This window comes from Nonomuraea monospora (assembly GCF_039531895.1).
Classification (GTDB): Bacteria; Actinomycetota; Actinomycetes; order Streptosporangiales; family Streptosporangiaceae; genus Nonomuraea; species Nonomuraea monospora.
Window position 1 is genome coordinate 386,632 of record NZ_BAAAQX010000004.1, and the last position, 12,197, is coordinate 398,828.

The 12,197-nt window shown below is 72.6% G+C and carries 10 protein-coding genes; 4 read left to right on the forward strand and 6 right to left on the reverse strand.

Going from position 1 to position 12,197, the window contains the following annotated elements:
- Nucleotide 1 precedes the first annotated feature (1 nt).
- From ABD331_RS10700 to ABD331_RS10720, 5 genes are read right to left on the reverse strand one after another with little or no spacing between them, the layout of a single operon-like run.
- Entirely contained in the window at nucleotides 2–1,681 is a 1,680-nt protein-coding gene (locus ABD331_RS10700) for a dipeptide ABC transporter ATP-binding protein (RefSeq protein ID WP_344473178.1), read from the reverse strand.
- Entirely contained in the window at nucleotides 1,678–2,481 is an 804-nt protein-coding gene (locus tag ABD331_RS10705; RefSeq protein ID WP_344473180.1) for an ABC transporter permease, read from the reverse strand. The genes ABD331_RS10700 and ABD331_RS10705 overlap by 4 nt, the downstream gene beginning before the upstream one ends.
- A complete protein-coding gene (locus ABD331_RS10710; protein ID WP_344473182.1) occupies nucleotides 2,478–3,410 on the reverse strand; it encodes an ABC transporter permease in 933 nt (310 codons plus the stop codon). The genes ABD331_RS10705 and ABD331_RS10710 overlap by 4 nt, the downstream gene beginning before the upstream one ends.
- On the reverse strand, nucleotides 3,407–5,026 hold the full coding sequence (locus ABD331_RS10715; protein ID WP_344473184.1) for an ABC transporter substrate-binding protein: 1,620 nt from the start codon (nucleotides 5,024–5,026) through the stop codon (nucleotides 3,407–3,409). The genes ABD331_RS10710 and ABD331_RS10715 overlap by 4 nt, the downstream gene beginning before the upstream one ends.
- A 3-nt stretch (nucleotides 5,027–5,029) precedes the next feature.
- On the reverse strand, nucleotides 5,030–6,643 hold the full coding sequence (locus tag ABD331_RS10720; RefSeq protein WP_344473186.1) for an ABC transporter substrate-binding protein: 1,614 nt from the start codon (nucleotides 6,641–6,643) through the stop codon (nucleotides 5,030–5,032).
- 84 nt (nucleotides 6,644–6,727) lie between these two features.
- Here ABD331_RS10720 and ABD331_RS10725 point away from each other — a divergent pair, with 84 nt between their 5' ends.
- The 4 genes from ABD331_RS10725 to ssuE all read left to right on the forward strand — a co-directional run bounded on the left by ABD331_RS10725 (nucleotide 6,728) and on the right by ssuE (nucleotide 11,015).
- Nucleotides 6,728–7,906 (forward strand): SfnB family sulfur acquisition oxidoreductase, encoded by a 1,179-nt coding sequence (locus tag ABD331_RS10725; protein ID WP_344473188.1) that lies wholly within the window; start codon nucleotides 6,728–6,730, stop codon nucleotides 7,904–7,906.
- Between the two features lie 16 nt (nucleotides 7,907–7,922).
- Entirely contained in the window at nucleotides 7,923–9,077 is a 1,155-nt protein-coding gene (locus tag ABD331_RS10730) for an LLM class flavin-dependent oxidoreductase (protein WP_344473190.1), read from the forward strand.
- A 197-nt stretch (nucleotides 9,078–9,274) separates the two neighbouring features.
- On the forward strand, nucleotides 9,275–10,489 hold the full coding sequence (locus ABD331_RS10735) for an acyl-CoA dehydrogenase family protein (protein WP_344473192.1): 1,215 nt from the start codon (nucleotides 9,275–9,277) through the stop codon (nucleotides 10,487–10,489).
- Between the two features lie 16 nt (nucleotides 10,490–10,505).
- Nucleotides 10,506–11,015 (forward strand): NADPH-dependent FMN reductase, encoded by a 510-nt coding sequence (ssuE, locus tag ABD331_RS10740; protein ID WP_344473195.1) that lies wholly within the window; start codon nucleotides 10,506–10,508, stop codon nucleotides 11,013–11,015.
- Nucleotides 11,016–11,291: 276 nt separating this feature from the next.
- On the opposite strand, the gene ABD331_RS10745 is transcribed toward ssuE, so the two are convergent.
- Nucleotides 11,292–12,080 (reverse strand): ABC transporter permease, encoded by a 789-nt coding sequence (locus tag ABD331_RS10745; RefSeq protein ID WP_344473197.1) that lies wholly within the window; start codon nucleotides 12,078–12,080, stop codon nucleotides 11,292–11,294.
- Between the last annotated feature and the right edge of the window lie 117 nt (nucleotides 12,081–12,197).

Consider the following 12,197-nt stretch of genomic DNA (forward strand, 5'->3'; position numbering starts at 1 on the left):
GTCACGCCGCCGCCAGTCTCGGGATCGCCGCCACCAGTTCCTTCGTGTACGGGTGCGCGGGCTCCCGGAAGACCGTCCCGACCGGCCCCTCCTCGACCACGCTGCCGTCCTTCATGACCAGCACCCGGTCGCACAGGTGGTGGACCACGCCCAGGTCGTGGGAGATGAACAGATAGGCCACGCCCGTCTCCCGCTGCACGTCCTGCAGCAGGTCGAGGACCTGCGCCTGCACCGACACGTCGAGCGCCGAGACCGGCTCGTCGCACACGATCACCGACGGCTCGGGGGCGAGGGCGCGGGCGATCGCCACCCGCTGCCGCTGCCCGCCCGACAGCTTCAGCGGCCTGCGCGCCAGGTGCTCGGAGCCCAGCCCGACGAGTTCGAGCAGCTCGACGGAGCGGTCGCGGCGGCGCTCGCGCGGCACCCCGGCCACGGCCAGCGCCTCGGCCAGCACCTTCGCCACGGTGTGGCGGGGGTCGAAGGCGGCCAGGGTGTCCTGGTAGACGACCTGCACGTCGCGGCGCTGCGCGCGGTCGCCGCGCGTCCATGGCCGGCCGTGCACCTCGACGGCGCCGGTGTCGGGCGGGGTGAGGCCGAGCGCGATCCTGGCCGTGGTGGTCTTGCCCGAGCCGGACTCGCCGACGATGCCGAGCGTCTCGGCGGCGCGCAGCTCGAACGAGACGTCCTGCACGGCGGCCCGGCCGCCGAAGGACTTGCCGACGTCCCTGGCCCGCAACACGACCTGCCCCTCGCCACCCGCCCCGGCCCGCGCCCCGCCGCCCGATGCAGCCTGCGCCCCGCCGCTCGCCCCGGCCCGCGCCCCGCCGCTCGCCCAGACCCGCGCCCCGGCCCGCGCCTCGGCGTCGCCCGAGGGGCGGCGCTCGGGGGTGTCCGACAGGCGGGTGCCCTTGGTGTGCTCGGCCGGGATGGCCCGCAGCAGGCGCCGCGTGTACTCGTGCGCCGGGCGGGTCAGCACCTCCCCGGTCGGCCCCTGCTCGACGATCACGCCGTCCTTCATCACCGCCACCCGATCGGCCAGCCGCGCCACCACGGCCAGATCGTGGCTGATCACCAGCAGCGACCTGCCCTCGGCCTTGATCCCGGCCAGCAGATCCAGCACCTGCGCCTGAATGGTGACGTCCAGCGCGGTGGTCGGCTCGTCCGCGATGATCAGCTCAGGGCCGGCGGCCAGCGCGGCGGCGATCAACGCGCGCTGCCGCAGCCCGCCCGACAGCTCGTGCGGAAGCTGCCCAGCGCGCAGCTCAGGCTCGGGCACGCCCACGGACGCCAGCAGCTCCACCACTCGCGCCCTCCTGGCCGGGCCGGACAGGCCGGTGTGGGCGGCCAGCACCTCCTCGATCTCCTTGCCGACCTTGCGCAGCGGGTCCAGCGAGACCAGGGCGTCCTGGAGCACGAAGCCGATCCGGCCGCCGCGCAGCCGCCGCCAGCCGCGCTCGCGCAGGCGGGTCAGGTCCTGTCCGTCGAAGCTCAGCTCGGCGGCGGCGACGCGGGCGCCGCCGCCGGTGAGGCCGACCAGCGTACGGGCGGTGACGCTCTTGCCCGAGCCGGACTCGCCCACCAGGGCCAGGCACTCCCCGGCTCCGAGCTCGAACGACACTCCGTGCACGACGGGTGTCGCGCCGAAGGCGACACGCAGGTCGTCCACCTTGACCAGGCTCACCCGGTCCTCCCTTCCGATCGCAATCTGAGCGCCCGGCCGACCACGGTCACGCTGATCACCGTCAGCGTGATCGCCAGGCCGGGGAAGACGCCGTACCACCAGGCCCGCGAGATGAAGTTGCGGGCGGTGGAGAGCATGGAGCCCCACTCGGGCTCCGGCGGCGGCGTGCCGAGCCCGAGGAAGCTCAGCGCGGAGCCGGCCACCAGGGCGGTGCCGACGCCGATGGTGGCCAGGATGAGCACCGGTTTGACGGCGTTCGGCAGCACGTGGCGCAGGATCACGCGCGCCCCCGGCAGCCCCAGCGCGTACGCCGCCTCGACGTAGCTCGACCGGCGGATCGCCAGCGTCTGGGCGCGGACGAGGCGGGCGTAGGAGGGGATGTTGGCCACGCCGATGGCCAGGATGGCGTTGGCGGTGCCGCCGCCCGCCACGGTGATCACCACCAGGGCCAGCAGCAGCTCGGGGAAGGCCATGCCGACGTCCGACAGGCGCATGATGACGTTCTCGACGAGCCGGTTGCCCAGCCCGGCGGCCAGGCCGAGCAGCCCGCCGACGACCAGGGCGACGGCGATCGCGCCGAAGCCGAGCAGCAGCGAGGCGCGCGTGCCGTGCACGACGCGGGCCAGCACGTCGCGGCCGTTCTCGTCGGTGCCGAGCAGGTGCGCGGCGCTGGGGGCCTGGAGGGTGGCGCCGCTGTCCACGGCGAGCGGGTCCTGGCCGGTGAACAGGCCCGGCGCCAGCGCGGCCAGGACCAGCACGGCCAGGACGGCCGCGGCGAGCCACACGCCGATCCTGTTCACGCGGCGCCCTCCTTCAGACGGGGGTCGATGACCAGGTAGAGCAGGTCCACGACCAGGTTGACCAGGACGTAGACCAGGGCGGACAGCAGCACGACGCCCAGCACGAGCGGCAGGTCCTTGGCGTTGACGGCCGAGACGAGCAGCCGGCCGATGCCCTGGCGGGTGAAGAGCGTCTCGGTGACGACGGCGCCGCCGAGCAGCGCGCCCACCCAGAAGCCGGTCATCGTGACCAGCGGGGTCAGCGCGTGCCTGAGCGCGTGGCGCAGCCGTACCGCGGTGTCGCCCAGGCCGCGGGCGCGGGCGCTGACGATGAACGGCTCGTCCAGCACCTCCTCCAGCGCCTCGCGCAGCACGTGGCCGAGCACGCCCGCGATCGGCAGCGCCAGGCACAGCGCGGGCAGCACCAGCGACGCCACGCCCTGCCCGCCGGTGGAGGGGAACAGCCGCAGGCCGAAGGAGAAGACCGTGAGCAGCACGATGCCCAGCCAGAACGTCGGCGTCGAGGCCGCGACCAGCTCCACCGCCGAGGCCAGGCCGCGCCAGCGGCGGCCGGCGGTGAGCAGGGCGACCGCGATCGCCAGCACCAGCCCGGTGACGGCGGCGGCCACGGCCAGCTCCACGGTGGCGGCGGCCTGCTCGCCGATGGCCCGGGTGACCGGGGTGTGCAGGCGGTAGGAGGTGCCGAAGTCGCCGTGCGCGATGCGCCACAGGTGGGCGGCGTACTGCTCGTACCAGGGGCGGTCGAGCCCGTACTCGGCTCTGACCTGGGCGAGCACCTCCGGGGTCGGGGCGGCGCCCTCACCCCCGACGACGGCCTCGGCCGGGTCGCCGGGGGTGAAGTGCACCACCAGGAAGGTCAGGGTCGCCGCACCCCACAGCACGCCGACCCCGGCCAGCAGGCGCCATCCGATGAACCTCAGGGTCTTCATTCGTCCAGCCAGGTGTCGTAGAAGTACGGCGACGGGTAGGCGGGCGTGAAGGACAGGTCGCGGACCTTCTTCTGGTAGGCGACCGGGCGCGGGTCGTCGTAGAAGGGGATGGCGGGGACGAGTTCGAGCAGCCTGGCCTGCGCCTGGTTGTACAGCTCCGCCGGGTCCTCGGTGCGCCTGGCCTCGTCGAGGAGGTCGTCGAGCTGGTCGTCCTTCAGCCGGGCGACGTTCTGGCCGCGCCGCTCGGCGGTGGTGATGTTCTTGGAGGAGTACTGGATCCACAGCACGTCGGCCGTGTTGGTGGCCCACAGGCCGGAGCTGAGGTCGTAGTCGCCCTTGACGGAGCGGTCGGTGAGCTCCTGCTCGGGCGGCGTCTGGAGCTGGATGTCCAGGCCGATCTTCTTGGCGGCGGCCTGCGTCTGGACGGCGATCTGCATGCGCTGGGCGGGGAAGTTCGCGGCGATCGGGAAGTACGCGGTCAGCCGCTTGCCGTCCTTGAGCCGGATGCCGTCCTTGTCCTTCTGCGTCCAGCCCGCCTCGTCCAGCAGCTTGTTCGCCAGCGCCTCGTCGTGCTTGATGGTGCCGCTCAGCCCCTGGGCGTAGCCGGGCGTGGAGGAGGTGACGAAGCCCTGCGCCACCTGGTACTGGCCGAAGGAGATGCCCTTGATGATCGAGTCACGGTCCACGGCGGCCAAGAGCGCCCGGCGTACGCGGACGTCGTCGAACGGGGGCCGCGAGGTGTTCAGCCAGAACGCCATCGGGTGCCCCGGCCTGATCGCGCTGAGGAAGCCGAGGCCGGGGTTGGCCTTGACGTCCTCGACGTTCTGCGGCGGGGTGAAGTCGATGGCGTGCACCTCGCCGGCGGCCAGCGCGTTGTAGCGGGTCGCGTCCTCGGCGAGGAAGCGGATCTCCAGCTTCTCCAGGTAGGCGGGGCCGGTGTGCTTGGCGCTCTTCGGGCCCCAGTTGTAGTCGGGGTTGCGGTGGTAGGTGATGCTCTGGCCTTTGGTCCACTTGTCGAAGACGAACGGGCCCGAGCCGATCGGGTGCTCGCAGATGCTCTGCGGCGACTCCTTGATCTGCTTGGGCGAGATCATGCCGAGGTAGCCCTGGGCGAGGATGGCGAGGAAGGGCCGGTACGGCGAGCTGAGGTGCACCTCAAGGGTGTGGTCGTCGATGATCTTCGCGTCCTTGTAGGGCGCGATGTACGAGGCGGCCAGCGGCGACTTGGTCGCCGGGTCGCGCATGTGCTCGAAGTTGGTCTTGAGGGCTTCGGCGTTCCAGGCCGCCCCGTCATGAAATTTCACGCCCTGGCGGAGCTTGAAGGTGTAGGTCAGGCCGTCGCCGGAGATCTCCCAGCTCTCGGCGAGCCACGGCTGGATCTTGCCGTCCGCGTCGAACCACACCAGCGAGTCGGCCACCGGCACGGTGCTGACCGGGCCGTCGGAGCTGGCGTTGCCGTGCGGGTCGAGGCAGGGCGGCTCCTGCCCGTTCTCGCCCAGGATGAGGGTGCCGCCGGACTTCGGGGTGTTCGTGGTGCCGCCTGAGGTTCCGGCCGCGCTGCCGCAGCCGGTGAGCAGCAGCGCGAGCGTGAGGACGGCGAGGGGGGTCTTGGTCATGTGTCAGCTCACCCATGCGTCGTGGAAGGTGATCGCGCCGTAGGCGTAGTCCCAGGTCAGGCCGTGCACCCGCTTCTGTGAGGAGACCAGGCTGGGCCTGTTGTAGAACGGGACGGCGGGCGCGAGTTCGAGCAGCCTGGCCTGCGCCTTGCCGTAGACGCCGGCCCGCTCGGCGGCGTCCGTGCTGGCCCTGGCCTCTTCGAGCAGCTTGTCGAGGTCGTCGTCGGCGAGCCTGGTGGTGTTCTGGCCGCGCCGCTCGGGGGTGGTGATGTTCTTCGAGGAGTACTGGATCCAGAGCACGTCGGCGGTGTTCGTCGTCCAGATGCCGACGGAGACGTCGAAGTCGCCCTTGCCGGTGCGGTCTTGGGAGTCCTGTGCCGTCACGTTCTCGATCTTGATTTCGATGCCCGCCTTGGCGGCGGCGGCCTGGGTCTGGACCAGGATCTGCGTGTTCTGCGGGTTGACGCCCGTGTCGAGGGCGACGGCGGTCAGCCGCTTGCCGTCCTTGAGCCGGATGCCATCCTTGTCCTTCTGCGTCCAGCCCGCCTCGTCCAGCAGCGCGTTCGCCCTGGCCGGGTCGTAGGAGATCTGGCCGCCCTCGGCGTGGTCGGGGGTGGAGGGGGTGAGGAAGCCCGTGGCCACGCCCCACTGGCCGAACGAGACGCTGTCGATGATCGCCTTGCGGTCCACGGCCAGGGTGAGCGCCTGGCGCACCTTCTGGTCGCCGAACGGGGCGCGGCCGGTGTTGAGCCAGACCGAGAACGGGTGTCCTGGCCGGTCGATGGTGGTGAAGGCGAGGTCGGGGTTGGCCTTGACGTCCTCGACGCTGGCCGGCGGGGTGTTGTCGATCACGTTGACCTCGCCGGCGAGCAGCGCGTTGTAGCGGGTCGCGTCCTCGGCCAGGAAGCGGATCTCCAGCCCGTCCAGGTACGCGGGGCCTGAGCGGCCGGTCGGCGCCCACGTGTAGGCGGGGTTCTTGCGGTAGGTGATGCTCTGGCCCTTGGTCCACTTGTCGAGGACGAACGGGCCGGAGCCGACCGGGTGCTCACAGGTGCTCGCCGGGTCGTCCTTGAGCTGCTTGGGCGAGATCATGGCCAGGTACGACTGCGCGAGCACGTTCAGGAACGCCGAGTAGGGCGAGCTCAGCCGCACTTCGAGGGTGCGCTCGTCCACGACCTTCGCGTCCTTGTACGGCGCGATGTACGAGGCGGCCAGCGGCGACTTGGTCGCCGGGTCGCGCATGTGCTCCAGGTTGAGCTTCAGCGCCTCGGCGTTCCAGACCGACCCGTCGTGGAACTTCACGCCGTCGCGGAGGGTGAAGGTGTAGGTCAGGCCGTCGTCGGAGACCTTCCAGGCGGTGGCCAGCCAGGGCTTCAGCTCGCCCTCGGCGTCCTGCCACAGCAGTGAGTCGAAGAGCGGGCGGCCCACGACCGTGGTGTTCGTGGTGGAGAGCTGGTGGGGGTCGAGGCAGGTGGGCTCGTCGGCGTTCTCCCCGAGCACGAGCGTGCCTCCGGACTTCGGGCCGGTGTCGCCGGCGGCCGTTACCGGCCCGGCGTCGGCGCCGCAACCGGCCAGCAGCAGGGCCGTGACGAGCAGCATGGTGAAGCGGGTGAGCATGGGGGTCCTTAAACAGGTATTGCCTACCTGCATTGCAGGGATTACGGTGAACCATAACGTAACACGCAGAACGGACGAAACAACATGACTTACGTGATCGCCGACGACGCCGAGGCGCTCGCGGCGGCGCGCGAGCTGGCCGCCGGGTTCGCGGCCGAGGCGGCGGCCCGCGACGCCGCCCGCCGCCTCCCGGAGCCCGAGCTCGACCGGCTGTCGGCCAGCGGTCTGCTCGCCATCACCGTGCCACGCGCGTACGGCGGCGCCGACGTGAGCGCACCCACCCTCGCCGAGGTGTTCCGGCTGCTGGCCGCGGCCGACCCCAACCTCGCGCAGATCCCGCACAGCCACTTCGTCTACGTCAACGTCCTGCGCAGCCAGGGCACGGACGTGCAGCGCAAGTTCTTCTTCGGCGAGGTGCTGGACGGCAGGCGCTTCGGCAACGCGCAGTCCGAGGCGGGCACCAGGCACGTCCAGGACTACCGGACCTCACTCACCGCCTGCGACGGCGGCTTCCAACTGAACGGCGTCAAGCACTACAGCACGGGCGCGCTGTTCGCGCACTGGATCCCGGTGCTGGCCCGGCGCGAGGACGGGACGCTGCACGTCGCGTACGTACCCCGCGACGCCCCCGGCCTGACCGTGACCGACGACTGGGACGGCATGGGCCAGCGCACCACCGCCAGCGGCACCGTGACGCTGGAGAACGTGTTCGTCCCCGAGGACCGGATCGTCCCCCACCACCTCACCTTCACCGGGCCGCAGCTCCACGGCGCCTGGGCCCAGCTCCTGCACGCCGCCATCGACGTCGGCATCGCCGGCGGCGCGCTGGAGGAGGCGCTGCGGTTCGTCAGGACCAAGGCCAGGCCGTGGTTCGAGAGCGGGCAGGAGCGCGCCGCCGACGACCCGCTCGTCATCCAGCGGGCCGGCGAGCTGGCCGTCCAGGTGCGCGCCGCCGAAGCGCTGCTCGACCGGGCCGCCCACGCCGTGGACGCCGCCCGGCACGACCTCACCGACGAGACGGCCGCCGCCGCCTCCATCGCCGTGGCCGCCGCCAAGGCCTTCGCCGACCCGGTGGCCGTGGAGCTGGGCAACGCCATCTTCGAGCTGGGCGGCACCCGATCCAGCCTCAACGGGCTCAACCTGCACCGCCACTGGCGCAACGCCCGCACCCACACCCTGCACGACCCGGCCCGCTGGAAGATCCAGCACATCGGCCGCTACGTACTCGACGGCCGCTTCCCGCCGCGACACGGCCTGCTCTAAGTTCCTGGGAGAGACGATGACCTTGACGTTCCACTGGTTCCTGCCCACGTACGGCGACAGCCGCGACGTCGTGGGCGGCGGCCACGGGCTCCCGGCGGGCGCGGCCTCAGGAGCCCGCCCCGCGACCCTGCCCTACCTGCGCCAGATCGTGCACGCCGCCGAACAGGTCGGCTTCGTCGGCGCGCTCACCCCCACCGGCGCCTGGTGCGAGGACGCCTGGCTCACCACCGCGATGCTGGCCGACACCACCGAACGGCTCAAGTTCCTCGTCGCCTTCCGCCCCGGCCTGGTCTCCCCCACGCTGGCCGCGCAGATGGCCGCCACCTTCCAGTGGCACTCGCGCGGGCGGCTGCTGCTGAACGTGGTGACCGGCGGCGAGAGCCACGAGCAGCGCGCGTACGGCGACTTCCTCGACAAGGACGCCCGCTACGCGCGTACCGACGAGTTCCTGCAAGTGGTGCGGGCGCTGTGGCGAGGCGAGACCGTCACCCTGGACGGCGAGCACCTCCAGGTCGAGGGCGCCCACCTCAACCGGCTGCCCGACCCGGTGCCCGACGTGTACTTCGGCGGCTCCTCCCCCGCCGCCGGCCGCGTCGCCGCCCGGCACGTGGACGCCTACCTCACCTGGGGCGAGCCGCCGGACGCGGTGGCCAGGAAGATCGCCTGGATCAACGAGCTCGCCGCCGCCGAAGGCCGCACCCTCAGGCACGGCATCCGACTGCACGTCATCACCCGCGACACCAGCTCACAGGCGTGGGCGCAGGCCGACCGGCTGCTCGACGGCATCGACCCGGCCACCGTGCAGAAGGTCCAGGCCGGGCTGCACCGCAGCGAGTCCGAAGGACAGAAGCGCATGCTCGCCCTGCACGGCGGCAAGCGCGACGACCTGGAGATCTACCCGAACCTGTGGGCGGGCGTCGGGCTGGTGCGCGGCGGGGCGGGCACGGCGCTGGTCGGCAGCCACGCCGAGGTCGCCGATCGCATCGAGGAGTACCACCGGCTGGGGCTCACCGAGTTCGTGTTGTCGGGGTATCCGCATCTGGAGGAGGCGTACTGGTTCGGGGAAGGGGTGCTGCCGCTGCTTCGGGAGCGGGGGTTGTGGCGGCATCCCGCCGAGCCCGCTTCCCCTGAGCCCGCTTCGATTCCGTTCGCCACGGCGGGAGCGCAGTGAGCACCACCCGCCCTGCGAGCCCAGCCAGCGCCGCCAGCCCTCTCAACACCCCCAGCACTACCTTCGGCATCGCCAGCACCAGCGCCAGCAGCCCGTCTAGCACCACCAGCACAGGTGGTGTAGTCCGTGCGCCGCGGCCGGGGAGCGAGGCGAGTCCGGGGAGCACGCTGGCGGAGCTGCGGCGGCGGGCCGCCAAGTTGCTGCCCGAACTGGCGGCCGGGGCCGGGGAACGGGAGCTGGCCCGCGAGCTCCCGCACGCCGAGATCCGCGCCCTGGCCACCGCAGGCCTGTTCACCTTCCGCATCCCCGCCTCCCACGGCGGAGGCGGCTCCAGCGTGACGGACGTGTTCCGCTTCCTCATCGACCTGGCCGCCGCCGACTCCAACATCGCCCAGGCCGTCCGCCCCAGCTTCGGCCGGGTCGAACACCTGCTCACCGCCTCCGAGCAGGACCGCGAACGCTGGTACCCGCGCTTCCTGGCCGGGGACGTGTTCGGCAACGCCGGCTGGGAGATCGGCGCGGCCAACGGCGAGGTGCGCACCCGCATCGACCGCGACGGCGTCGTGAACGGCAGCAAGTACTACAGCACAGGCGCGCTGTACGCCGACTGGGTCAGCGCGTCGGCCGTGGACGACGCCGGCGAGCGGGTGTTCTTCACCCTGCCGCGCGACCGCGAGGGCCTGGAACTGCTCGACGACTTCGACGGCATCGGGCAGCGGCTCACGGCCAGCGGCACGACCCGGCTGAACGGCGTCAAGGTGCTGCCGGAGGAGGTCGCCGATCGCTCGGGGATCGGCGACCGCTCCCCCGTCAGCGCGTTCATGCAGCTCTACCTGGCCGCCGTACTGGCCGGCATCGCGCGGAGCGCCCTCACGGACGCCGTCCGCTTCACCCGCGAGCGTGCCCGCCCGATCCAGCACAGCGACGCCACCCGGTCCGTGGACGACCCGTACGTGCGGCACGCCGTCGGCGAGATCTCCGCCCGCGCCTACGCGGCCGAGTCCGCGGTCCTGCACGCCGCCGCCGCCATCGACCGCGCCTGGGCCGGCGCCCCAGAGCCCGCTCCGGAGCCCGACCTGGAGCCCGGTCTGGAGCCCGGTCTGGAGCCCGGCCTGGAGCCCGGCCTGCTCACGGGCGCGGCCGACGAGGTGAGACCACAGCAACAGCTACTCACGGAGGCGGCCGTCGAGGTGGCCCAGGCGCAGTTCGTCGCCGCCGAGTCGGCGCTGAAGGCGTCCGAGCTGCTGTTCGACGTGGGCGGCGGCTCGGCGGTGTCGCGCCGCCACAACCTCGACCGGCACTGGCGCAACGCCAGGACCGTCGCCAACCACAACCCCCGCGCCTGGAAGGCCGCCGTGGTCGGCGCCTACCGCCTCACCGGCGCTCAGCCACCGCTGAACGGCCTGTTCTGAAGGGAAATCCTCCGTCATGACCCGCGTTCTCCTGATTTCGGGCAGCCCCTCCTCCACCTCCCGCACCGGACGGCTCCTCGGCCACGTGGCCGAACTCCTCGACGGCGACGTCTCCCTCCTCCACCTCCGCGACCTGCCCGCCGAGCCGCTCCTGCTCGGCCACGTCGACCATCCCGACCTGGTGGCCGCGGAACGCTCCGTGGCCGAGGCCGACGTGATCGTCCTGGCCACGCCCATCTACAAGGCCGCCTACACAGGGCTGGTCAAGGCCTTCCTCGACGGGCTGCCGCAGAAGGCGTTCGCCGGCAAGACCGTGGTGCCCATCGCCACCGGAGGCACGCAGGCGCACCTGCTCGCGGTGGACTACGCGTTGCGACCGGTGCTCAGCGTGCTGGGCGCGCGGCACGTGACCCGGGGGTTGTTCGTGCTGGACACCCAGATCACGCCGCTGGCCGAGGAACTGCGGCCCCGGCTTCGCGCACTGGCCGACGAGGTGAACGCCGTCCCCCTGACCGCCGCCGCCTGACACCCCCACCGTCCGCCGAACCGCCGTCAGCCAGGTCGCCGATCGGCTGGGCGGCCTTTCAGTCGAGCCGCCCGTCACCCAGGCCGCCCATCGCCCAGGCTGTCCGTCACTCAGGCCGTCCATTGCCCAGGCCGCCCCTCACTCAGGCCGCCCGTCAGTCTGGCCGCCCGTCAGTCAGACTGCCGGGCCGCTCGGCAGTCGGGCCGCGTCGGAGAGCCGGGCTGTCCGGACGCGAGTCAGTCGGGCCGTGGGGCAGTCGGGCCGCCAGGACGCCGGTCAGTCGGGGTCGTGGGCGAGGGGGCCGGACAGGTTTCTCGCCAGCAGGCCGAGCAGCGCGTCCGCCGCCTTGCCCAGCAGGGCGAGCAGCAGGATCGACAGCAGCAGGATGTCCGTCCTGCCGGTGTTCTGGCTGTCGATCAGCAGGAAGCCCAGCCCCATGGACGAGGCGATCAGCTCGGCCGCGACCAGGAACAGCCAGCCCTGGGCGAGGCCGAGCCGCAACCCTGCCAGGACGGCGGGCGCCGCGTACGGGAGCTGGATGCGGGTGAGCAGGGCCACGCCGCGCAGCCCGTACGCGCGACCGGCCTCCACCAGGTGCTGGTCCACGTGGGCGAGCGCGGTGGCGACCGTGGTGTAGACGGGGAAGAACGCGCCGATCGCCACCAGCACGATCTTGGGGGCTTCGGCGATGCCCAGCCAGAGAACCAGCAGCGGCACCCACGCCAGGGACGGCACCGCGCGCAGAGCGGCGACGCTCGGCGCGAGCAACGCCCTGACCGGCGGATACAGGCCGACGGCCGCGCCCAGCAGCACGCCCGCCGACGCGCCGGCGGCGAAGCCCAGCAGGACGCGCTGGCCGCTGATCGCGACGTGCTGCCACAGCTCGCCGCGCCGCGCCAGCTCGGCCACCGCCGCCAGGACCGCCGAGGGCGCGGGAAGCTGCGCCGGGGTGAACACACCGGCGGTGGCGGCGGCCTGCCACGCGGCCAGCACGACCAGCGGCACCACCAGCCCAGCCGCGACCCGCCCCGGCCGCGACGCCCACCGCCCACCGACACCAGCCACCCCAGCACCAGCCCGCTCAGCGCCGGGCCGTCCCGCACCGGGCCGTCCGGCATCGCCCGGCCGCGACGACGAACGCCCACCTGTGCCCGGCCGCCCGATATCACCCGGCCGCGACGA

Excerpts from the sequence above, each read along its gene's own strand:
- ABD331_RS10710 (WP_344473182.1), bottom strand. The coding sequence starts at position 3,410 with ATGAAGACCCTGAGGTTCATCGGATGGCGCCTGCTGGCCGGGGTCGGC.
- ABD331_RS10715 (WP_344473184.1), bottom strand. The coding sequence starts at position 5,026 with ATGACCAAGACCCCCCTCGCCGTCCTCACGCTCGCGCTGCTGCTCACC.
- ABD331_RS10720 (WP_344473186.1), bottom strand. The coding sequence starts at position 6,643 with ATGCTCACCCGCTTCACCATGCTGCTCGTCACGGCCCTGCTGCTGGCC.
- ABD331_RS10725 (WP_344473188.1), top strand. The coding sequence starts at position 6,728 with ATGACTTACGTGATCGCCGACGACGCCGAGGCGCTCGCGGCGGCGCGC.
- ABD331_RS10730 (WP_344473190.1), top strand. The coding sequence starts at position 7,923 with ATGACCTTGACGTTCCACTGGTTCCTGCCCACGTACGGCGACAGCCGC.
- ssuE (WP_344473195.1), top strand. The coding sequence starts at position 10,506 with ATGACCCGCGTTCTCCTGATTTCGGGCAGCCCCTCCTCCACCTCCCGC.